This window comes from Streptomyces erythrochromogenes, assembly GCF_036170895.1.
Taxonomy (GTDB): Bacteria; Actinomycetota; Actinomycetes; order Streptomycetales; family Streptomycetaceae; genus Streptomyces; species Streptomyces erythrochromogenes.
Map to the genome: position 1 here is coordinate 8,434,874 of NZ_CP108036.1, position 22,558 is coordinate 8,457,431.

The 22,558-nt window shown below is 70.2% G+C and carries 13 protein-coding genes and 6 pseudogenes; 17 read left to right on the plus strand and 2 right to left on the minus strand.

Annotated elements, in window-relative coordinates; all coding sequences use genetic code 11:
• Positions 1–9: 9 nt before the first annotated feature.
• The 7 genes and pseudogenes from OHA91_RS39995 to OHA91_RS39065 form a co-directional block, all read left to right on the plus strand.
• A pseudogene (locus OHA91_RS39995) lies at positions 10–537 on the plus strand (S1 family serine peptidase); the annotation flags it as partial.
• Between the two features lie 64 nt (positions 538–601).
• A pseudogene (locus OHA91_RS40000) lies at positions 602–715 on the plus strand (hypothetical protein); the annotation flags it as partial.
• Between the two features lie 167 nt (positions 716–882).
• Positions 883–1,311: a hypothetical protein gene (locus OHA91_RS39045; RefSeq protein ID WP_328738236.1), complete on the plus strand. Its 429-nt coding sequence runs from the start codon at positions 883–885 to the stop codon at positions 1,309–1,311.
• Between the two features lie 5 nt (positions 1,312–1,316).
• Positions 1,317–1,526, plus strand: coding sequence for a hypothetical protein (locus OHA91_RS39050; protein ID WP_266505741.1), 210 nt, complete (start codon positions 1,317–1,319; stop codon positions 1,524–1,526).
• A gap of 503 nt (positions 1,527–2,029) precedes the next feature.
• Positions 2,030–4,264, plus strand: a complete 2,235-nt coding sequence (locus OHA91_RS39055; RefSeq protein ID WP_328738235.1) for an arylsulfatase — start codon at positions 2,030–2,032, stop codon at positions 4,262–4,264.
• 152 nt (positions 4,265–4,416) lie between these two features.
• Positions 4,417–4,506, plus strand: a pseudogene (locus tag OHA91_RS39060) (HNH endonuclease); the annotation flags it as partial.
• Positions 4,498–4,761, plus strand: a pseudogene (locus OHA91_RS39065) (hypothetical protein); the annotation flags it as partial. The pseudogenes OHA91_RS39060 and OHA91_RS39065, both read left to right, overlap by 9 nt.
• A 793-nt stretch (positions 4,762–5,554) precedes the next feature.
• Here the strand turns inward: OHA91_RS39065 and OHA91_RS39070 are convergent.
• Together OHA91_RS39070 and OHA91_RS39075 are read right to left on the minus strand one after the other, a co-directional pair.
• Positions 5,555–6,319, minus strand: coding sequence for a hypothetical protein (locus tag OHA91_RS39070; RefSeq protein WP_031154632.1), 765 nt, complete (start codon positions 6,317–6,319; stop codon positions 5,555–5,557).
• A 458-nt stretch (positions 6,320–6,777) separates the two neighbouring features.
• A pseudogene (locus OHA91_RS39075) lies at positions 6,778–7,674 on the minus strand (acyl-CoA dehydrogenase); the annotation flags it as partial.
• Between the two features lie 290 nt (positions 7,675–7,964).
• Here OHA91_RS39075 and OHA91_RS39080 point away from each other — a divergent pair.
• The 10 genes and pseudogenes from OHA91_RS39080 to OHA91_RS39125 all read left to right on the plus strand — a co-directional run bounded on the left by OHA91_RS39080 (position 7,965) and on the right by OHA91_RS39125 (position 22,400).
• Positions 7,965–8,189, plus strand: a complete 225-nt coding sequence (locus OHA91_RS39080) for a hypothetical protein (protein ID WP_266505737.1) — start codon at positions 7,965–7,967, stop codon at positions 8,187–8,189.
• 323 nt (positions 8,190–8,512) lie between these two features.
• The gene (locus OHA91_RS39085) at positions 8,513–8,704 is read left to right on the plus strand and encodes a hypothetical protein (protein ID WP_328738234.1); all 192 of its coding nucleotides are present in this window, start codon (positions 8,513–8,515) and stop codon (positions 8,702–8,704) included.
• A 411-nt stretch (positions 8,705–9,115) separates the two neighbouring features.
• Complete coding sequence (locus OHA91_RS39090) at positions 9,116–9,403, plus strand: hypothetical protein (protein WP_328738233.1); 288 nt, start codon at positions 9,116–9,118, stop codon at positions 9,401–9,403.
• Between the two features lie 182 nt (positions 9,404–9,585).
• Positions 9,586–9,937, plus strand: a pseudogene (tpg, locus tag OHA91_RS39095) (telomere-protecting terminal protein Tpg); the annotation flags it as partial.
• 550 nt (positions 9,938–10,487) lie between these two features.
• Positions 10,488–11,417 (plus strand): endonuclease/exonuclease/phosphatase family protein, encoded by a 930-nt coding sequence (locus OHA91_RS39100; protein WP_245240203.1) that lies wholly within the window; start codon positions 10,488–10,490, stop codon positions 11,415–11,417.
• 39 nt (positions 11,418–11,456) lie between these two features.
• Complete coding sequence (gene cseB / locus OHA91_RS39105) at positions 11,457–12,245, plus strand: two-component system response regulator CseB (protein WP_031154622.1); 789 nt, start codon at positions 11,457–11,459, stop codon at positions 12,243–12,245.
• A 16-nt stretch (positions 12,246–12,261) separates the two neighbouring features.
• A complete protein-coding gene (locus OHA91_RS39110; protein ID WP_328738232.1) occupies positions 12,262–13,536 on the plus strand; it encodes a sensor histidine kinase in 1,275 nt (424 codons plus the stop codon).
• A gap of 802 nt (positions 13,537–14,338) precedes the next feature.
• Positions 14,339–15,007: a diiron oxygenase gene (locus tag OHA91_RS40005; RefSeq protein ID WP_078959468.1), complete on the plus strand. Its 669-nt coding sequence runs from the start codon at positions 14,339–14,341 to the stop codon at positions 15,005–15,007.
• A gap of 650 nt (positions 15,008–15,657) precedes the next feature.
• A complete protein-coding gene (locus OHA91_RS39120) occupies positions 15,658–21,891 on the plus strand; it encodes a DNRLRE domain-containing protein (RefSeq protein ID WP_328738230.1) in 6,234 nt (2,077 codons plus the stop codon).
• 5 nt (positions 21,892–21,896) lie between these two features.
• A complete protein-coding gene (locus OHA91_RS39125) occupies positions 21,897–22,400 on the plus strand; it encodes a hypothetical protein (RefSeq protein WP_328738229.1) in 504 nt (167 codons plus the stop codon).
• Positions 22,401–22,558: the final 158 nt, after the last annotated feature.

Consider the following 22,558-nt stretch of genomic DNA (forward strand, 5'->3'; position numbering starts at 1 on the left):
GGGGGCTGGATGATCGCCTCGCTCGGCCGGTCCTGCCCGGACTGCACAGGGGGCCAAGAGGCCGCCGTCGCCAGCCACCCCTGGCTGGCCATGATCAGTACCGCTTCGGGAGGGAAGTGGGCCCCCAAGTGCGGGGGAGCCCTGATCGACTCGCAACACGTCCTCACCGCGGCCCACTGCCTCGTTGACGGGGGCACCAGCCCGGCAGAGGTTGGGGTCCGGCTGGGCGAACACGATCTCCGCACATCAGACGAGGCCGTCTCCTTGGACTACAACGTCGACCGGCTCCTGCCCCACCCCGGCTACAACCCCAGCACCCACGAAGGCGACCTCGCAGTCCTCACCCTCGCCCAACGGGTCCAATTTCGCTCGAACATCCAGCCGAGCGGCCTTCCCACTACGGCCGGCTCCGACGCCGAGTACGTCGGCAAGATGGCCACCGTCGCCGGCTGGGGAGCCCTGGCCGGCGTTCTCCCCGCCCCCTCCCGCATCTTGCAGGAGGCCGCCCTACAGATCGTCCACCTGGACTTCTGCCAGAGGGCCTACGGGCACCTCCCCGGCCATCACGGCGAGCAAGCTGTGCGCCGCCTCCAAAGCCGACATGAGTACCTGCTCCGGCGACGGCGGCGCCCCCCTCGTCCTGCGCATGAACGGCGTCCCGACCCTGGTGGGCATCAACTCCTTCCACCGGGAGGGCCTGCTCGGCCCCGGCCAGTGCCGCGCCGACGGCTACCCCGACGTCTTCACCAGGGTCGCCTCCTACAGGACCTGGATCCAGGCCAGTAGGACCGGCTGTCCCCACCGCCAGTCCGGCAGCGCCCGCACCGAGCCGGTGAACGAGCCGGCGGTCTTCAACAAACCAAGGCCATCCCACTGCCCCTCTTGGGCTCACCTTGGCTGGACCCCACCTTCGCCGTCGCGCTCAAGAACAAAGGCCTCCCAGTCCCCGAGATCGCCAAGAAGCTGGTCATCAAGACCGGGAAGAACGCGGGCAAGTCCCCATCGGTCGCCTCGCTCTACCGGGCCCTCGCCGAAGCCGAGGAAGCCACCGCGGACGACGGCCTGCCGATGCGGCCCACGCCCGTCCGCATCCGCCGACCTGGGGACCCGCTCACCGCCGAGGAGATCGACCTGCGCGACGCCTCCAGACCCAGCACCACCCGAACGCGGAGATCCGCAGCAGACCCCATGATCGTTCTCACCGATGACCGCTGTACCGATGTTCCCCGAGGCCGGACTCGGAACAGACCCCGTGGTCTGCCGCACGCCGGGAGGCGTATGCGAACGACCAGGCGTCCCCGGACACGCTGATCGCGGTGTCCGCCGCCTCCAAACGGTCCAAGGCCGACAAAGACCCGGCGGAGTGGCTTCCGTCGGACGGCTCCTACCACACGTATGCCGCGACCTGGGTCGCCACCAAGCTCCGCTGGGACCTGGCCGTCGACGAGGCTGAGCGCCAGGCACTTCTCGGACTCGCTGAGGACTGCCCCAACACGACTGTCGTCTACGAGCGCGCTGCCTCGTAGAGGCCCGCAGCTCAGCTGCAAGGGGTGGCGGCGACCGGGTGCTGGGAAGGAGCCTGCTGACCTGTCCAGCCTATCCACCACCAAGACGAGCAGGACCGGCTGTGCGACATCGTGGCCGGCTGGGGCGGGGGCACCGTCGCCTACACCCCGCCCCGTAGCGCCTTCTCGCATGGAGGGCCAGACGGCGCAGCCCGCTCGCCGTGGTGGTGGCGGCGTCCTAGCGTGGAGTAGCCCAGGACCGTGGCCCCGGCCGGGGCCTCCTGCCCGGGCCGTCCGGTACGGATCCCGCGTCGCGGCAGGGCTCTGTGGTAGCAGCAGCAGGTCGCACAGCAGCACACACAGCACCGGTGCTCGCGCCGCTGGTGGGACGGAGACAGATGGCGCAGTCGTCGTGGAGTGAGTACAGGCCGGGGCAGCGGTTTCCGGGGGCGATCGGGCGGACGACCGATGAGTCGAGTCCGGCGTGGCCCCAGCCGGTGCGGGCGGTGGCGGGTGCGCCGAACGTGTTGTTCATCGTGTTCGACGACACGGGGTTCGGGCAGTTCGGCTGCTACGGCAGTCCGATCGAGACGCCGAATCTGGACGCGCTGGCCGCAGGCGGGCTGCTGTACAGCAACATGCACACCACCGCGCTGTGCTCGCCGTCGCGCTCCTGCATCATCACGGGCCGCAACCACCATGCCAACGGCATGGCCGCGATCACGGAACTGGCCACCGGCTACCCGGGCTACAACGGGCAGATCCCGTTCGAGAACGGGTTCCTGTCGGAGATGCTGCTGCAGCACGGCTACAACACGTACATGGTCGGCAAGTGGCACCTGATGCCCTCGGAGCAGGAGTCGGCGGCCGGGCCGTACGACCGGTGGCCGCTGGGGCGGGGCTTCGAGCGGTTCTACGGGTTCCTCGGCGGCGACACGAGCCAGTGGTATCCGGACCTGGTGTACGACAACCACCAGGTCGAGCCGCCGGCCACGCCGCAGGAGGGCTACCACCTGACGGAGGACCTGGTCGAGCGGGCGATGTCGTTCATCGCCGACGCCAAGCAGGTCGCCCCGGACAAGCCGTTCTTCCTGAACCTGTGCCCCGGCGCGACCCATGCCCCGCACCATGTGCCCAAGGAGTGGGCCGACCGCTACCGGGGACGGTTCGACGACGGCTGGGACGCCTACCGCGAGCAGACCTTCGCCCGGCAGAAGCAGCTCGGCGTGGTGCCCGCCGACGCCCGCCTGTCCCCGCGCGATCCGGACGTGCCCACGTGGGAGTCGCTGTCCCCGGAGGCAAGGAGACTTGCCGCGCGGATGATGGAGGTCTACGCCGGGTTCCTCTCCCACACCGACCACCACATCGGGCGGCTGGTGGACTTCCTGAAGGAGACAGGCGAGTTCGACAACACGCTGATCATGGTGGTCTCCGACAACGGTGCGAGCGCCGAGGGCGGGGCGACCGGCACCACCAACGAAGTGCAGTTCTTCAACAACGCGCCCGAGACGCTGGAGGAGAGCCTGACGCAGATCGACGAGCTCGGCGGCCCCTCCACGTTCAACCACTACCCGTGGGGATGGACCTGGGCGGGCAACACGCCGTTCCGGCGGTGGAAGCGGGAGACCTACCGCGGCGGCGTCAGCGACCCGTTCCTCGTCCACTGGCCCGACGGCATCAAGGCCCGAGGTGAGATCCGCGACCAGTTCGCGCACATCATCGACATGGTGCCCACCGTCCTGGACGTGCTCGGCATCGAGGCGCCCACGACCATTCGGGGGGTCACCCAGTCACCCCTGCACGGGGTCAGCTTCGCGCACACCTTCGACGACGCTGGCGCGGCGAGCCGCCACCACACCCAGTACTACGAGATGCTCGGGCACCGGGCGATCGACCACGACGGATGGCGGGCGGTCTGTCCCTGGCCCGGTCCCTCGTTCGAGGAGGCCGAGCGGCCCTTCGGCACTCCGATCACCATGGCCGACCTCGACGACCTCGACGCCCACCACTGGGAGCTCTACCACGTCGACGAGGACATCGCCGAAACCCGGAACCTCGCCCAGGAGCACCGCAGCAAACTCATCGAGATGATCGCGCTGTGGTACGTGGAGGCCGGCAAGTACAACGTGATGCCGATCGACGGCAGCGTCCTGCAGCGCATCATGACCGAGCGCCCGCAGATCACCGAGAACCGCACCAGCTACACCTTCCGTTCCGGCACCCAGGCCGTGCCCGCCGCAGTCGCCCCCCGGGTCCTCAACCGCCCCCACAGCGTCACCGCCGACGTCGAGATCCCGCCCGGCGGCGCGCAGGGCGTCCTGCTCTGCCAGGGCACCAACGCCGGCGGCTGGTCCCTCTACGTCAAGGACGGCCACCTCCACTACGCCCACAACTACGTCCAACGGGCCCTGCACCACGTCGCCTCCAGCGAAACCGTGCCCGAGGGGCGGCACGCGCTGCGCTTCGAGTTCGAGCCCACCGGCGCCCCCGACATCGCCCACGGCAAGGGCGCACCCGGCCGCGCCCAGCTCTACATCGACGGCCGCCTCGTCGGCGAGACCGAGATGCCGGTCACCACGCCGATCACCTTCAATCCGGGCGGCATGGCTTGCGGCGCCAATCCCGGATCTGCCGTCACCCCCGACTACCAGGCGCCGTTCCGCTTCACCGGCACTCTTCACAGCGTCACCGTCGACCTGTCCGGCGACCTCATCGTCGACGCCGAGAGCGAGATGCGCATGCACATGGCCCGCCAGTGACCCGCGGGTGGCCTACGGAGTCGCGGACCAACCCCGCAGTGGGCAACACCTGCGCGAGGAGAGGCGATCCACCGGGTACAGCAGGCCCAACGTAGGCACTCCACTACCGGCCCACAGGGAATACCGCACGGTTCGAATGACGCTCCCCGCCAGCTGGGGCGTCGGCGTGGACGGCGGCGCGGCGTGAGGCGTACGCGAACGACCAGGGCCAGCCGGCCTCGCTGGTCGCGGTGACCACCCGCTATAAGACGGTGCGCCCGTTCCTGGCGCTGCTGGGCGAGTCGAAGGCGCTGGCGGCGTCGACCGGCGGCGCGCGGGTGCTGGCCGGGGTGAAGCGGCTGCCCGCGCTGGCGCGACGGGTGAAGGACAAGCCGCTGCTGCCGCGCGAGGTCGACGAGAAGCTGGTGCCGGCCGCGTGGCGCAAGGCGGTGTACGCCAACGCCGGTCTGCCGCAGGGGTCGGTGGACCGGGACGCGTACGTGGTGTGCGCGACTCAATCGCCTATGCCGAGGTGATGGACGTGCAGTTTCGCATCATGGCCGAGGGATACGCAGCACCGGATGATCCCGGGATCGTCATGCGCGCGCAATGGGTCGGGGAGGCCCTCCGGTCACGTCCGCTGTTCATGGTGCCGCGCGATGGTGCGAATACTGAATGGGACTCGTTGCCCTCCGAGGAGTACCACTTCAACAGCCGCCCTCCGAGGAGCACCACGCCAACGAACAGTCCATGGTCCGACATGGTGTGACTCATGACGAGGGGAAGAGGAGAGACGGTCGGGTAACGCTGCCCCGCCGTGCGGAGATGGTTGCCAGGCTCTCTGAGATCGCTCTGCGCTTCCCGGCGTACCGGGCGGTCTGCGAGCGCCACATCGCCGACCGCCCCGCGAGCTGACCACCCGGGTGTCCGCCTGGCGTCCCGCGGACTGAAACTGCCCCCTGTCGGCGCTCGTCCGCACCCTGGGCTGATCCCCGGGGTGACCGCGCTGTCGCCGCGGCGCCCGTCCCTGCGGGGATCGTCCGTTCGGTCCGGCCGGGGCGGAGGTCAGCCGTTCTCCCGGCTGGTCGTCACGCTCCACCGGAGCAGCGTCACTGCCCGCCTGCCCGTCCGGCAGGTTCTCGGCCGGATCCTCCAGCGGGGCCTGGACCGGGTGGACGACTTCATCCGGGAGGCACGCGACCGGGGCCTGCTGGAGCGCTCAGCCAGCTGCCCTGGCCCCCGGCGGCCCGGCCAGGGGAGAGCCCTCGCCGCAGGTCGGGCCGCCCGACGGGGCCGTCGGGAAGGCCGGGTTCAGAGTCCCTGGGCGGCTCGGAGGCGGTCGATCTGGCGCAGGACGGGCGTCTCGGAGACGCCCGGGTAGGGCTCTGTCCCTGTCGCGCCGAGGTCGGTGATGCACACGCCGACCCGGGTCACGATGCGGTCGATGACCTCGGCGGGGCCGGTGGAGCCCGCATCGGTCATGGTCATCCGGATGCGCAGAGTGTCCTCCGGGAAGCCCGCCGTGTCGAGGTCTTCGTAGCGGGTCGTGACCGTGCGGCCGTCCTCCTCCACCGTGGGACAGCCCGCGAGTGCCGTGCGCAGCCGGCCGAACACCGTTGAGGCGTCGGTCCCCGGATAGGACGACAGTACGTTGACCGTCGGGCTTCCCGGTTCCTCGGTGTCGAAGGTCTGGGAGACGGCGGCGTGGGCGCCTCGCTGGCGGAGCAGGCCCCACATGGTGGTACAGGGGTCCTTCAGTTCGGCCGGGGACAGCGGTCTCCCCTCGACCCAGTCCAGGCTGTGGGTGCTGCCCCCGTCCTCCAGGACCCCGGCGGTCTCGCCCGGCTGCAGCGCCAGTTCCGCCAGTCGCGCGGTGTCCGGTATCTCGCCTGCCGCACCCGGTGTCGGCAACGCAGCGGTGGGCGCCGGCTTCGAGGGGGCGGGCGCGGCGGAGGTGCGCGTGCCGTCTGCCGGGCGGCCGGCGCCGCCGGGTGCGGGGGTGCCTCCGCAGGCGGAGAGCAGCAGGCAGCCGGCGGTGACCAGTGCGGCGGAGAAGACGAGACGGTACTCGGACACGCGAAAACCCCCCAGAGTGCGAGCGGACCTGAACGGTCCGCCCGCACTCTAACCAGCGTCCTGTCCCCCTCCCCGGGGAGGGGGACAGGACGCTGGTGGCACCCCTGCGGAACTCAGTCCTGGAACACGAAGAGGTGGCACCCCTGCGGAACTCAGTCCTGGAACACGAAGAGGCCTCCGCGGCGGGTGCGGGAGCCGCACGGCAGGAGCCGGCGCCCACGGGTTCCCGGCTCGGCCCCGGCTTCTCCTGCTGCCTCGTCGTCCATTCAGGTTCTTCCGGCGCGCGGGCCGGGAACGGGGGCGTGGCTGGCGCAGGCTTCGTTGATGGACGTTCTGGTGCGGGCCGCTGTGACGCGGCCCCCGGCCGAGATGGCCGCTCTGGTTGTGGAGGCCGTCCGGGTGCTGGGCAGCAGGTGAACCGGCGGGCAGCCCGCCGTAGCAACGTGGGCCCGCTGGGCTCAACCCAGGAGATCGGGCGCGCGCAGCATCTCGGGCGGGATGTCCCAGGCGTCGACCAGGTCGCGCGCGAGCGGCCGGACCTTGCGGCACAGGTCGCTCACCTCGCGGCTGATCGTCTTCGAGCGCTGCACGGTCAGTCGACCGTGCTCCATGAACCAGGCCCGGTCCGCCTCGATCGTCGAGAGGGCGAACAGATCGCACAGCAAGGCCAGTGCGACCTTCTCATCGCCCTCGGGCATCGCGCGTACCTTCTCCACGAACGCCTCCGTCACCAGCCGCTCGACGTGGGCGCGGGCGAGCGCGACGACGTGGTCCTGCACCTGTGAGAAGACCGCACCCGGGTCCCGCTTCTGGTCGGTCCCGCTCTTGATCCGGCGGGCCAGGCCGGCCAGCATGTGCTCTTCCTGGAAGCGGACCATGGCGAGCTGGTAGTCGGAGTCGAGCAGTCCGGCTTCCCGGTCCCATTCGTCGCCGCCGGGCAGCAGATCGCGTTCGCGTTCGAGCGGCTTGTGGACGGAGGTTCGCTCCAGGAGCGTTTCGACGGCGAGGCCGGTGACGAAGCGGACCATGCCCGCTTGGTCGAGGTCCTCGAACGCGCTCGCCTGATCGGTGAGCAGCCCCTTGGCGACGAGCTGCAGAAGGACGTGGTTGTCGCCTTCGAAGGTGGTGAACACGTCGCTGTCGGCCTTGAGCGCGGCGAACCGGTTGACCGCGAGGTATCCGGCGCCGCCGCAGGCTTCGCGGCACTCCTGGACGACCCGGGTGGCATGCCAGGTCGCGAGAGCCTTCAGCCCCGCGGCGCGGGACTCGAGGCGGCGCCGCTCCTCGGCGTCGTCCGTGATGCCGGAGAAGACGTCGTGCAGCTGTGAGCGGACCACGTCCTGGGCGCCGTGCAGATCCGGGCGGCAGCCCGTCGTGCGGGCGGGCCTGCCCCGTGACGCCGGGGGAGGTGCGTCACGGGGACGGAGCCCCCTCCGGAAGCCCACCCCCACGGCGAGGCCTCCGACATGTACGCGTCTGACCCGGCGTCTCCACCCCAAACGCCCCTTCTTCGCAGCAGTTCTGAGAAGGCGTCACTTCTTGCCGCTCCCAGCGCGCCTGCGGGGCCGCTCTACTGCTGGTCAGCACGCGGAATCGGACTCCGCTCCGGATGCCCTGCCGCCCGGGACGTCGCACGCTGGGTTGTATGGCGGACCAGACGGAGATCGTGATCCATCCCGTGTCGCCGCAGGGCGGGCGGAAGGTCACCGCGCACGTCCTCGGCGTGGACGCCGACCTCGGTCGGGCGTTCACGCCCGCGGATGTGTCGGAGTTCCTGCGCCGGGCCGGCCTGGAAGATGTGGACCTGTCCGAGGCGGGGCCGATCCGGTGGGAGGGCGGCGGCCCCGAAGTGTGGACCGGCGACATCTGACCCGCCCGGCTCGCGAGACTCCTGCGCGGGACGGGCATCCCTGTCGGCGGGCGCCGGCGGGCCGACCCCTTGTATCGGGTGTGCAGGCGGCTGTTGGAGCCTTCTCCGTCCTGGGCGCTGTCGTTCTTCGGGGGCGGCCCGGCGATGACCTCCCGCTTCCCGTTCTCGGCCGGGGTGCCGGCGGGAAGCTCGTGACGCATTCGCACGGGCCGCCGCTCACCCGTCCGCCACGGTACGTAGCTGAAATGGTGCGCGCTGTGACTCCGGGTGTCAGCGTGGCGGAGGAAGTACCACCCCACGCAACGCATTGAGGAGTCGCCGTCATGGGCGGTACGCAGGACAAGCGCCAGGAGCCGGGCAAGGTCCGCGAGGAACAGCAGCGCCCACAGCGCCCGCAGCGGCCCGGTCAGGACCCGGTGCACCCCGAGCCCGGCATGCCTTCCCGCGGCGGCCAGCGCCCGGAGGACATGGAGCGGCGCCGCGACGAGCGCGACGACCTGCGCGAGGACTTCTGACGCAAACGGCATCCCACGCACGCAGAGCCCGGCCAGGCGCCCGTAGTCACCCCGGCCGGGCTCTGTCCATGCCACCGCCCGGCCCCACCACAGGCCTGGGGCGCAGCGTCGGCGCCCGGCCATGGTGGCGTGGCCCCGGGGGCCACGCTCAGCCGGCCTGCGCCTCGGGGGAGCTGAGAAGGGGCCACCATGCCATCGGCCACCACCACGGAGTCGGACAGCTCGCCGGACGACAGGTCACCCCGGTCCCTGTCACGCGTTCACACCCGGCGGTCAAGGTGCCGGAACCCCGGGAGTGCCGCGTCGTTGGACGGTTGGGACGCATACCGCCCGGGAAACTTCATCCGTTCCCCCACGGGTCTGCCCGGCGCGGGTCCGGCGTGACCCGGCCGCGTTGGGCAGGGCATGGAGATGGTGGAGCAACTGCCGTTCGGGATGCAGACCCCGGTCGAGGTGACGTACGTCCGGTGCGCGCAGTGCGGAGCACTTGGTGAGCTCGTCCTCGAGGACGAGCGGATGGACCTGGCGCTCGCCCGGGCCAGGGACCACGTCCTCAAGATGCACCCGGGTGTGAACGTCCCCAAGGCGCTCCGGCTCGTGCCCGACGCCGCCTACCCGCCTGCGGACTGCCCGGACGTCGCCGGGTGGGTTGCGCAGTACAACGCCCGGGACGGGGTGGAGGCCTGGGGCCCGCGATAGCAGGCGAGCGATCCCTTCTTATCCCCGTCGGGCGGCCACGCGGCGCTCTGCGGTCGGGCAGACTGCCACGCCACGGCCCACGAGAAGAAGCGGCAGCCGGTCCAGCGGCCGGAACCTCGCCGGGCACCCTTGTCCCGGCGCTGCGCCCGGGCAGCGGGGCCACGAGGAAGGACACGTAGCTGGTGGGGGACATCGATGACGCCCTGGACCGAGCCGACCTGGAAGGGCTCACGCGCGAGCCGCCCAAGACGTTGAAGGGGCGGATCAACTTCTTGGTCAGGCAGCTAAAGTCGACCAGGGCCGTCGCTCAGGAGCTGGGGGTCATTTCAGCGGTCCATGGAGCGCTACCGCAAGGGCGACCGGAAGACTCCGCCCAAGAGTGTTGTGGACCGTATCGACACGGCCGTACGGGCCCGCTGGCAGCCCGTGGTACGCGGCCGCCGCCGCAAACAGGCCGCCGCCAGTACCGGGATCACGGTGGAGACGCGGGCCCGGTTCGGCTACACCGCGCCCGTCGGCACGACCGACGACGGCGAGAAATTCGGCCGGCAGCGTTCGCCGTCGAACCAGCTGTTTGGATCAGCATTCGTCCCGGTTACGCGTTCCCGTCCATCTCGTGAATGCGGCCTGCATGGGCGACCGGTCGAGTAGGCGCCCGGGACGAGGCAATCCGGCAGGCCACGTGCGTCACCTTCGGCGAGCCGACCACCCGTACGGTCTCCAGGCGTAGCACGGGGGAGGCGCCCTCGAACAGACGGGTGCCCGCGCCGATCCGCCCGTGCCGGAGCCGGGCGTGGGCGAGCCGGCACAACCGGTAACAGGTGCGGCGGGCGTCAGGCCACGACCCGCATCATCAGTCTGCTCTGCATGACCGATACCCAGCTGAAACGCAACTGCGGGTCCCTCGAAGGCGCCTCCTGACGCCCTGGAAGCGCGCCTCTCCCAGGCTGTGCTGGTACCGGATCACCGGCTTACGAGATATCGGAAGGCAAATGCCGTGCTGAGCACTCCGTACCGTTCTGAGGCCACCGAGGAAGCGGAGCCGCCCGCCCCGCCTCCGCCTCTGTCCGCCAACCGCTGCCGCATACTCGTGCCCACCGGCCGTGGCCGCGGCTTGCTGATCGCCACCGGCGCGGTGTGTGCGGCCCTGACGATGGCCCTGCACACCAGAATCCCGAACGGGGCCGTCAACCTCGGCAGCCTGTTCCAGACCTTCCTGCCCTGGGCCGGGCTGAGTGTCCCCGTCCTCCTCGTGGCGGCGGCAGTACGCCGCTCCCGGCTCGCGGCCGTCGCCGTCCTGGCCCCCCTAGCCGTCTGGGGCCTCCTTTTCGGCGGGACCCTCGCTGACAAGCGATCCGGCAGCGGGAACTTCACCGTGGTAAGCCACAACGTGGACGAGGACAATCCCGATCCGGCGCGGACCGCGCGAGCGCTTGCCGCATCGGGCGCGGACGTGCTGGCCCTGGAAGAGATGTCCTCGAAGGCCACGCCCTTCTACGAACGCGAGCTTGCCGCCGGCTATCCGTACCGCTCCGACACTCTCGGCGTCAGACTGTGGAGCAAGCACCCCCTGAACGGCGTGGAAGCGGTGCCGATCATGCCGTGGACACGTGCCGTACGGGCCACCGTAGCGACCCCGCACGGCCCTGTCGCGGTCTTCGCCGCCCACCTCGCTTCGGTACGCCTGACCCCGGACGCCGGATTTACCACCGACCGCCGCAATGACGCGGCCCGGAAGCTGGCCGCGGCCGTGCGGGCAGAGCCGCTGGACAGGGTCGTCGTGATGGGTGACTTCAACGGCACGGCGGATGACTCGGCTTTGCGACCGGTGACCTCCCAGCTGACCTCCGCTCAGCGCGCGGCGGGCGCAGGCTTCGGATTCACCTGGCCCGCTCCGTTCCCCATGGTCCGCATCGACCAGATCCTGGTGAAGGGGATGAGCACGACCTCCTCGTGGACCCTTCCCGCTACCGGCAGCGACCACCTCCCCGTCGCGGCCTCCCTCCGGCTGTGACCGCACCGCAGGCCCCACTGACTAGGATGGACTCCACAAATGTCCGTATCTGAGCAGGTAGGTGGCGTGTCGGCACCCCGGGTCCCAGACCCCGTCAGCGTCCTCGTCGTCGAGGACGACGCCACCATCCGCCGCGCCGTACAGCTGTCCCTAGAGCGGTACGGCTATCAGGTAGCGGTGGCCATGAACGGACTCGACGGCTTGGAGGCGTTCCGGGCCGGCAGGCACGACCTGCTGATCCTGGACGTGATGCTGCCCGAACTCGACGGCATCGGGCTGTGCCGCCGGATCCGCGAGCAGAGCCTGGTCCCGGTCCTGATGATGTCCGCGCGCGGAGACGCCCTCGACGTGGTCTCCGGACTGGAGGCGGGCGCCGACGACTATGTCGTCAAACCCGTCGACACCCCAGTCCTCGTCGCCCGCATCCGGACGCTGCTGCGCCGCGCCACCTTCCGGCCCGCCCAACCGGAGACGACTCCGGCGCGCGGGGCCGGGCCGGCGAACCCCGCAGTCGCCTCCGCGGACACCGGGACGACCCCTGCGGAGCTGGTCTTCGGGGACCTGTCCGTGAACACCCTCGGCCTGGACGTACACCGGGACGGCCAGCCCGTTCCGCTGACCCCCACCGAGCTGCGGCTGCTGCTGGAGTTCGCGGCGGCACCCGGCGCCGTACTCGACCGCCGCCGTCTCCTGCGGGACGTGTGGGACTACGGCTGGGAGGGCGACACCCGCGTCGTGGACCTGTGCGTGCTACGGCTGCGCAAGAAGATCGGAGCCGGGCGGATCGAGACCGTCCGGGGCTTCGGCTACAAACTCGTCCGCGACTGAGGGACCCTCCACACCCATGGCACTCCTCAACCCGCGCGCCCTGCGCTGGAAGATAGCCGCCCTGACCGCAGCCGCCTGCTGCGCCGTGGCCGCCGTGATCGGCCTCCTCGTCCACCAGGCGATGGCCGAACGAAGTGAACACACCGGGAACGAACGCCTCTCCGCGCGCCTGGCAGCCGCGGAGCGCGAGTACACCCGCACGGGCAGCGCGCCGCTCGAAGTCGAAGTCCTCACTCCCGAGCGGCTCGACGCACCGCTCGCCCGGGCGCTGGCCGCCAAGGACCCGGCCGCTCTGTACGCGACCTGGAACGACCGCAAACCCCCCAACTGGTACTGGATGTGGGCGGCCATGCCCGTCGAGGGCGGCCGGGTACTCGTCGCCCGCACGGACATGAGCTCCGAGGTACGCGGCCTCCAACTCCTGGACCGCAGCATCGTCAAAGCCGTGCTCGCCGCCCTCCTGGTCGTCGTACCGCTCGCCGCCCTGGCCACCGAACCGATGAACCGCAGGCTGCGCCGGGGATCCCGCACGGCCCGGGCCATCGCCGGCGGCGACCTCGACGCCCGGATCGGACCGGGCGGCCGGGCCCGTGACGAGATCACCGAGATGGCGGCGGCCGTCGACGAGATGGCTGCGGCCCTGCAGCACAAGCTGGAAGGCGAGCGTCGCTTCACCGCGGACGTCGCGCACGAACTGCGCACCCCGCTGATGGGGTTGTCCACCGCAGCCGGTCTCCTCCCGGAGGGCGACGAGGCGGCCGAGCTCGTCCGGGACCGTGCCCGGGCCCTGAACGGGCTGGTCGAGGACCTCCTGGAAATCTCCCGGCTCGACGCCGGAGCCGAACAAGCCCGGACCGACGCGGTGCCGCTGGGCGAACTGGTCACCGACATCGTCCGCCGCACGGGGACGCCGACCGCCGTGGCGATCCGTGCCACCCCGATCCTGGAGACCGACCCGCGCCGGGTGGAACGGATCGTGGTCAACCTCGTCACCAACGCACACCGGCACGGCACCGGCCCCGTCCAAGTCGCTGTGGAGGCCACCGCCACGGGCGCGCGGATCCTCGTACGGGACCAAGGGCTCGGCTATCCCGCTGCGCTGCTCACGGAAGGCCCGCAACGCTTTCGGACGGGAACCCCCGAGCGAGGGCGGGGGCACGGACTCGGGCTGACCATCGCGCTTGGGCAGGCGAACGTCCTCGGCGCCAGGCTGGCCTTCGCGAACGCTCCGGAAGGGGGCGCGGTCGCCACCCTCGACCTAGACGGCGGGTGCGGTCCGTCCGGTGGCTGAAACGGTGTGATGACCCGTCCCTGCCGGCGCTCGGCGACCCGCCAGACCGCGCCGCCGCCCGACGAGCGTTAGCGGCGCACGCCACCGACCCTGAGGACTCGGCGCCGCTGCCGGACATGCTCGGTCGGCCTGCTCTCGCCCACCGGCAGGAGCCCGCCGCGGCCGCGGCAGTGGGGCCTGGCAGGTACAGGTCCGGTGCTGCCCCCCGGGTCGGCGGGTCGCAGCCGGGTTCCGGACACGCATCGTGAGGGCGCCCAGTGTTACACGCTGCCGGAGGGGATCATGGTGGGTGGGATGGGGGTGACAGTCCTCCTGGCCGGGGCGCGAGTCACGTCGAGCACGCCCTCCCCATGTCGGACTCACCGCCGACTTCTCTGCCGCGGTCGCCCTTGGGGGTGGGCACCCGAGCGTGTCCGGCACCGCCCCCGTACGAACGACCACGCCCGAGTATGCGTGCTGGATGCCCGGGTGGGGTTTCGTTCAGACGTCGCTTCTTATGGCCGTCTGACACCTGAAGTCATTGCCCGCCGTTCAGCGTCCGTGGGAGCGCCTGGCGTTGCCGTCCGAGCAGATCTCATCAGGAGGCGTACGCGGTGTTGACGTTGGACGAGGCGGTTGTTCAGCTTGACGACAGGTCCTCGGCGAAACGCCGTGCGGCTGCGAAACGACTGCGCAGACTCGCTGCCACGACGGCCGGCCCGTCGCTGCTGGGCGCCCTCCAGCGCGAGGTTCGCGACCTGCGGACGTGGGAAGTTCCGCGGGGCGGGCAGCCGCTGGCCGGAGAGGCGCCCGCCACTCCGGTATGTTCAGCCAGCTTCTGGACGGTCTCGGCTGCCCCGACTATCGCCCCTCAGCAACCCTTCACCGTGCAGCCGTATGTTTCCTCCCCTCCCGGGACGACCTCAGGTTCGCCACGCCGCTGATCTTCGAAGAAGTCCTCGACCGCTTCCAGCGCGAGGCAGCCCGCGACGAGCGGGTCCACCCGCTTGTCCGCCAGGTGTGCCGGATCCACGTCGCCGACGAGGCCCGGCACATCAGTTTCGCGCGCTCCGCCCTACGGGACTCCGTCAGACACATGCCGTCCGCACGCCTAGCCGTGCAGCGGCAACGGATGGGTATCCGCGCAGTGGCAGTCACCAAGCTACTGGTCAACTCGCGCGTCTATCGCGACATGGGCCTGGATCCACGTGTTGCCCGCAGCGAAACACGTGCCAATGCACACTTCCGGGAAACGCTGCGGTGGAGCGGAGCCAAGGTCGTTCCATTCCTGCTCCCGTCGAGACGTGCGGAACATCGTCCGTGCCAGTGCCACGGACGGTCACCAGCACCCCGAACAAGACGGTGGTGTCGAGCACAACATCATCGACGCCGGATCTTTCAACTCCATCCCACCCCTCGGCATTCAGAAGGTCGTCGCCAGGCCCCGGGGAGAAGAAGGACACCGGCCAGATCACCCTCGCCCCCAGGATGACTCTCCGGATGGTCCGGCGCTCGGCTCCCCGACCCCGTCCCATGATGATTTTGAAGCGGCCGGGGCGGAGGTGTATCCGGAGATCGGGCCGGACTGCACCCTGATCGGGAGTCGAGAGCGAGGAAGCGTCGCAGCGTCGCCCGCGGCGTGGCGGAACGGACGATGCTGCCGGTCAGGCTCGCGGACACGGGAAATCAGCCTCGCTTGCGTGGACGGATATGGGCCTCGGGCCGAGCGCGGGCCCCCAGAACCTGCTGCCTCGCCGGTGTCGCCCGGCCCTGGCGGAGTCAATTGCCTGGGAGTCAAGAGGCTGGCTCGGGTGGGCCGTTCGGCGCACCGAAGGTCTTACCAGACAGTAACTTTGAGTGGGTTAGGTGTGACTCGGCCGAACGGGCGCCTCGTGACCGAAATGAGATGCCATTCCGCTCACGGGAAAGAATCACTTTGTTCATTTGGTGACGATTTTAGACCTTGTAGGGACGGCTACTTTCAAGGCAGTGATCATTTGCGATGTGCAGGTGGTCGAATCGTCATCCCCTGGGGGGATCTTGCGTTACCGAAGAAGAGCGGACGGGCCTGCGGGGCGCGTCCGGTCGCCGTTCAGGGCACCGGCCGGGCTGGGTGCCACGGCCGCCGCGCTGGCTGTCGTGATGACCGTGTCGACGATCTACGGAGCCGAGGCCGCCATAGCCGCCCCCGCCCCCGGCGCCGACAAGGCGAAGCAGGCCCCGCAGACCGCGCAGTCCGCGGCGGACATACCGTCCGCCCGGGTGGCCGCGCGTCTGTACAAGCACCGCGTGGAGGCGCTCTCGGAGCGCTCCGAGACGTCCACGACGTATGTCAACCAGGACGGGTCGCTGACCACCGAGATCGCGGCCGGCCCGATCCGGTTCAAGGACCCCGCCACGGGCCAGTGGCGCGACGTCGATGTGAACCTCGCGGCCGGGCCCGACGGTTCGGTCGCCTCCAAGGCCCACCCGCAGGGCCTGCGCCTGTCCGGGAAGACCGCCTCGAAGGTGCCCTTCCTGAAGTCGGCCCCGCCGGCCGGGGACACGACGGCGGCCGCGGACCTGGTGACACTGGGCACCGGCGACGAGGCGATCACGCTCCAGTGGCGCGGCGGCCTGCCGGCCCCGAAGCTGGACGGCACGAAGGCCACGTACGAAGGCGCCGTGCCGGGTGCGGACCTGATCGTCGAGGCGACCCGTACCGGCTTCGAGCAGTTCGTCGAACTGAAGGCGAAGCCCGAGGCGGGCTTCGGCTACACGCTGCCCCTGAAGACCATGGGCCTGAAGGTCGAGCAGCAGCCCGACGGCAGCGTGCTCTTCACCGACAAGAAGTCGCAGAAGACCGCGACCATGCCGGCCCCGGTCATGTGGGACGCGACCGTCGACGCCGCCTCCGGCGAGCACACCCGGCGGGCGAAGGTCGGCATGAAGGTCGTCAAGACCAAGGACGGCGTCGACCTGGTCATCACCCCCGACGCGGCCTTCCTCGCGGACCCCGCGACGAAGTACCCTGTCACCGTCGACCCCTCGACGTCCTCGCTGGGCAACCTCTTCGATACCTACGTCCAGCAGGGCGAGACCGTCGACTGGTCCAACGACACCGAGCTGGACCTCGGCAACCCCGGTACCAAGAACGGTGACGGAACCTGGCGCACGGCGCGTTCCTTCATCACCTGGAACACCGCTCCGGTCGCCGACGCGCTGATCTCGGACGCGAAACTGTCGCTGTGGAACTTCCACTCCGGCAACACGGATTGCACTGCTCAGCCCTGGGAAGTGTGGACCGCCAACAACGCCTCCACCGCCTCCCGCTGGACCAATCAGCCGGCGATGGTCACCAAGATGGCCACCTCCACCGAGACCAAGGGCAACCCGGGCTGCGCCACCCAGCCCGACGGCTGGATCAACGCCGACGTCACCAGCCTGGTCCAGCACTGGTCCAACAACAAGTGGGCGGTCTCGGGCATGGGCCTGCGGGCCACGGACGAGAACAACATCAAGCAGTGGAAGCGGGTGAACTCCTCCAACGCCGCCTCCAATGTCCCTAAGCTGACCGTCACCTACAACTACCGGCCGCGGACGGGCACCAAGCAGGAGGCCGGCCCGCCGTTCTTCTCCTACGGCGGCGCCTACACCGTCAACACCCTGACCCCGACCCTGCGCGACACCTTCGTCGACGCCAATGGCGACCAGGTCAACGGCACCTTCCAGATCTTCGACTCGGCCACCAACACCCAGGTCGGCAACGTCATCGTGTCGCCCTTCGTCGCTTCCGGCGAGGCTGCCTCGGTCACCGTTCCGGCAGGTGTGCTGACCAACGGCAAGACATACAAGTTCCGCTCCAACCCGTACGACGGAACCCACTACAACCTTGGCTGGTCGGCCTGGAAGACGTTCACCGTCGACACCACCGCCCCCTCCGCCCCCACCGGGCTGACCTCGACGGACTACCCGTCCAACGCCTGGGTCAAGAGCGCCGGGCAGGCAGGGAACTTCACCGTCTCCCCGCCCGCCGGCACGGATCACCAGTGGCTCGAATGGTCCCTGGACGCCGCCGAGTGGACGCGCGTGCCCACCGACGGTGCCGCCGGCACCCGGACGTTGTCCGTCACCCCGCCGTCGAACGGAACCCACACCCTCCATGTGCGCACCGTCGACAAGGCCGACAACGAGTCGGAGGCCGTCGAGTACGAGTTCCACGCCGGGCCGGGCGGCTTCGTCCAGCCTGAGGACGGCGAGCGTACGGCCCGACGGCTTCCCCTGACCGCCGAAGCGGACGGCGCCGCCTTCAACGCGGCGTCCTTCTCCTGGCGCCGCTCCGAGGCCGACCCCTGGGTCCAGATTCCGCCGGGGCACGTCACCAACGGCGGCACGCCGCTGACGGCCTGGCCCGTGTCCATGACCTCGGGGCGCACTCCCGCACTGGTCTGGAATACCACCGACACGGTCGACCCGGACGGCAGCGTCCAGATCAAGGCCGACTTCACCGGCCCGGCGAGCGCCACCGGCGCCACCCAGCCCCTCGCCGTAGTCGTCGACCGCAACGCGAGCGGCGCCGCCACCAGTCCGGTCGGTCCGGGCACGCTCAACCTGCTGACCGGCGACTACGAGGTGTCGGCCACCGACGTGTCCGCCTTCGGCATGTCCGTCTCCCGCACCACGTCCTCGCGCGACCCTCACAAGGGCATCAAGCAGGAGGGCCAGGCCGCGATCTTCGGCCAGGAGTGGGCCTCCGGCACGGCGGCCGAGCTCGTCCAGTCCGACTACTCGCACGTCGCGCGGGTCTCGGACACGGCCGTGGACGTCGTGACCACCTCGGGTGACGCGCTGCACTTCACCGCCAACGCGGCACGCACCGGCTGGGTCTCCGAGCCCGGCGCCGGCAGCATAACCCTGACCGGTAGCCTCAGCGGCTCGTTCACGCTGACCGACGACGGCGGCACGGTCACCGAGTTCACCCGTGGCGACCCGGCGATGACCACCTGGCAGGTCTCCAGCACCCTGGTCAGCGGAGTCGAGAACTCGACCACCACCGTGGTCTCGGAAACGGTCACCGTCGACACCAAGAAGCTGGCCCGCCCCAAGCGGGTCATCGCTCCGACCTCAGCCGTGACCACGTCGGTCTGCGCCACCACCCCGCAGACCAAGGGATGCCGCTCGCTGGAGTTCGTCTACGCGACTGCCACCACCGCCACCGGATACAGCACCTCCGCCGACTTCGGCGACTTCGCTGGCCAGGTGAAGGAGATCCGGCTGTGGTCCACGGAGCCCGGGGCCGCGAATGCCACCTCGAAGGCGGTCTCCACCTACCGCTACGACGCCGGCGGCAACCTCCGCCAGCAGTGGGACCCCAACCTGGCGCAGAGTACCCAGGCGCAGTACGCGTACAACGCCGCGGACCGCATCGACTGGCTGCAGACCAAGTCCGAACTGCCCTGGTCATTCACGTACGGCCAGGCGGGATCCTCGCCCACGGCCGGTGACGGCATGCTACTCAAGGCCTCCCGGGCCGGTCTGAAGCCGGGCACGGCGGGCGAGGAGCAGGGCACCTCGGCCACCAGCGTGGTCTACGGCGTCCCGCTCACCGGCGGCGCGGCCCCGTACCCGATGGGCACGGCCGACGTGAAGGCCTGGGGGCAGACCAGCGCGCCCACCGACGCGACCGCCTTGTTCCCCGCCGACGCAGTCCCCTCGTCCCACTCCGGTTCGGCACTCGCCGCCTCGGCCTACACGCGGGCGTCGGTCACCTACCTGGGCGCCTCCGGTCGGCCTGTCAACAGCGCGTCACCCGGCGGTCACATCACCACCACCGAGTACGACCGGTATGGAAACACCGTCCGCGAGCTCTCGGCCGCCAACCGGGCCCTGGCGCTGGGCACGAGCCCCGCGGACCAGGCCGCACAGGCGAACCTGGGCATCGGCCAGCTCACCAGCGCGGAGCGCGCCCACCAGCTGAGCACCGCGACCACGTTCGACGCGGCCGGAGTGCGGGAACTCGGCAAGCTCGGCCCGCTGCGGCGTGTAGACCTGACCGCCGACCTGAAGAACGGTGAGACCCTGCTGGTTCCGACCGGCACCTCGGTCACCGCCCGTGACCGGTCCATCCTCGAATACGACGCCGGACGGCCCACCAACGGCACCGCCAGGGTCAAGGACCAGGTCACCAAGGCCACCGTCGGCGCCCAGGTCCGCGAGCACCCGACAGTACTCGGTGAGCCCCGCGCGACCGAGACCGTGTATGACTGGCTCAGGGGCCTGCCGATCCGGACCGTCAGGGACCCTGGTGGCCTGGCCATCACGGAGACGACCGAGTACGACGCCAAGAACCGGGTCTCCAAGCAGCTCCTCCACGGATCGAACGGCAGCGACGCCTCGACCCGCGTCACCACGTACTGGTCGGCGACCGGCACCGGCACCTGCCAGGGCCGCCCCGAGTGGGCCGACCTGGTCTGCACGGTCGGTCCGGCCGGCGACATCACCGGAGGCGGGTCGAACCCGACCAAGCTTGCGACCATCACCACCGAGTACAACTGGTGGGGCAGCCCGGCCAAGCGGATCGAGACAGTGAACGGGTCCACGCGGACCACCACCACCGAGTTCGACGCGGCCGGCCGGACGACCAAGGTCACCACGACCGGCGGCACCGGCACGGCAGCTCCGGAGTCCACCACCGAGTACGACGCGGTGACCGGCCGGGCCGTCAAAAACACCTCGCCCACCGGTGGGACCATCGTCAAGCAGTTCGACAAGCTTGGCCGGACGATCTCCTACACCGATGCCGACGGCGGTGTCACCACCACCGAGTACGACCTGCTCGACCGTCCGACCAAGATCACGGACAATGTGCCGTCGACCGTCACCTTCACCTACGACCACGCCGCCGAACCCCGGGGCCTTCCGACGAAGACCACCGACTCGGTCGCCGGCGAGTTCCGGCCGTCGTTCGACGCCGCAGGCGCCGTCCGCAGCGAAAAGCTGCCCGGCGGGTACACGCTCAACATCAGCACGGACCCGGGCGGTGACGCCACGAAGCGCAGCTACGTGCGCGACAGCGACTCGGCCGTCGTCTACAGCGACACCGTGAACGAATCCGTCCACGGCCAGATCACCACACACTCCGGTATCTCCGACCAGCGGTTCCGCTACGACACGGCTGGCCGCCTGGCCTCCGTCGAGGACACTGCGGACACCGTCTGCACCCGGCGCACCTACGCCTTTGACGGCCGTTCGAACCGCACAGGCCTGACCACGGCCGCCGGCACCCCGGGCGCCGACTGCCCGGCCACCGGCGGAACCACCACCACCCACACCTACGACAGCGCCGACCGGCTCGTCGACAGCGGCTACGCCTACGACGAGTTCGGGCGCACCACCACCGTCCCGGGGCACGGGACCGTCGCTTACTACAACAGCGACCGCACCCGCCAGCAGACCCTGTCCAACCAGCGGCAGACCTGGGGCCTCGACGCGGCCCAGCGCTACCGAGGGTGGACGAAGGAGTCGTACAACGGCTCGGTGTGGACCCAGACCGCGTCCCGGGTCAACCACTACAGTGACGACACGGACAACCCGCGCTGGATCGTCGAGGACACCGCCACCGGTGCGGTGACCCGCAACGTCGCCTCCGCCGGCGGCCTGACCACCACCAGCAAGACGGGGGACGTCGTCCTGCACCTGACGACGATCCAGGGATCCGTCGCCATGCAGCTCCCGCTGACCGCCGGCCAGCCGCCCCTGGTGCTGGACACCGACGAGTACGGCAAGCCCCGCGCGGGACAGGCCTCGGCCCGCTACGGCTGGCTCGGCGGTCACCAGCGCTCCAGCGAGACGCCCAGCGGTCTGACCCTGATGGGCGCCCGCCTCTACAACCCGTCCACCGGCCGCTTCCTTTCCGCGGACCCGGTCTACGGCGGCAGCGCGAACGCGTACGAGTACGCCAACGCCGACCCCGTCAACCAGCAGGACCTGGACGGCCGGATCTCCAAGTCCTGGCGCAAGAAGATCATCGAGGCCAACGCCTGCAGGTCGCTCGGATGGCGCGGCTGCGCCTTGGCCTCGGCCATCTCGGGCATGCTGCTCGCAACCTTCCGCAAGGGCCGGGTCAACAACGCGATCCGGCACTTCATGTGGCAGACCAGCCTGACCTTCTTCTTCGGCGCGCGAGCGGCCAAGCGGCTGGGAGACGCTCACGAGTGGGGCGAAAGCGGTGACGACACCAAGATCGACCAGCACAACAACAGCGTCGCCCGGAGCTTCGCCGTGCGGAACTGGTGGAGCATGCTGCGGTGGTACTACGCAGGCACCTTCTGGTGGAACCTCTACTACTATGCGCTCGTATACATCGACAGGCGCATCCTGAAGACGAGTTGGTCGTAAACCCAATGAACACGACACAGTCCCCGCGTCGCGGGATGTATCTGGGCCTGGCCGCCACCCTCATCCTCGCCTTGCTGGCAGGGTCGCTGTACGTGCTCTTCTACGGGTCGGAAGGCTCGTGCGAGGAGACGAGGGCGGTCGAACGCATGGCCCAGGTCTCGGCCGCGGCGCCCGCCGCCCCGACCGGTGCCACGCCCGTGGCGGAACGGACCAATGTGGAGTGCATGGACGACAGCGGCGACCCCTGGGTCGCCGCGGACAGCGGCTACACCCACGGCCTGGACGCCCAGTCACTGGCCGCCCACTACTGGGACACCGCAGGCAAGGAAGGATGGAAGGCGGTCGGCACCCGGGCCCAGGCCCCAGACCGGCTCCGGAGCGGCTTTGGTATGTGCTTCCAGAAGGAGGTGGCCGGTCAGCCGGCGCTGCTCCGGGTGGGGGCCGACGGGCCGAAGGAGTACGTGGTGACCGTGGAGTCCGCTCTGGACGGATCCACGATCGCCTGCTGAACCGCTGACAGCGCACCGAGGCGCCTGGCGGGCCGACGCCCGCCAGGCGCCTCTTTCGTGACCCTGCCCCGAATCCACCGCGATGCCCACGGGCGTCGTCGGCGACGGCAACGCGGAAGAGGGGGCAGACGGGGTTGCCAGCTGTCCGATGTCCGCTG

Coding starts and splice junctions, on each gene's coding strand:
- OHA91_RS39080 (WP_266505737.1), top strand. CDS start 7,965: ATGGCGGACCAGACGGAGATCGTGATCCATCCCGTGTCGCCGCAGGGC.
- OHA91_RS39085 (WP_328738234.1), top strand. CDS start 8,513: ATGGGCGGTACGCAGGACAAGCGCCAGGAGCCGGGCAAGGTCCGCGAG.
- OHA91_RS39090 (WP_328738233.1), top strand. CDS start 9,116: ATGGTGGAGCAACTGCCGTTCGGGATGCAGACCCCGGTCGAGGTGACG.
- cseB (WP_031154622.1), top strand. CDS start 11,457: ATGTCCGTATCTGAGCAGGTAGGTGGCGTGTCGGCACCCCGGGTCCCA.
- OHA91_RS39110 (WP_328738232.1), top strand. CDS start 12,262: ATGGCACTCCTCAACCCGCGCGCCCTGCGCTGGAAGATAGCCGCCCTG.
- OHA91_RS40005 (WP_078959468.1), top strand. CDS start 14,339: ATGTTCAGCCAGCTTCTGGACGGTCTCGGCTGCCCCGACTATCGCCCC.
- OHA91_RS39120 (WP_328738230.1), top strand. CDS start 15,658: ATGACCGTGTCGACGATCTACGGAGCCGAGGCCGCCATAGCCGCCCCC.
- OHA91_RS39125 (WP_328738229.1), top strand. CDS start 21,897: ATGAACACGACACAGTCCCCGCGTCGCGGGATGTATCTGGGCCTGGCC.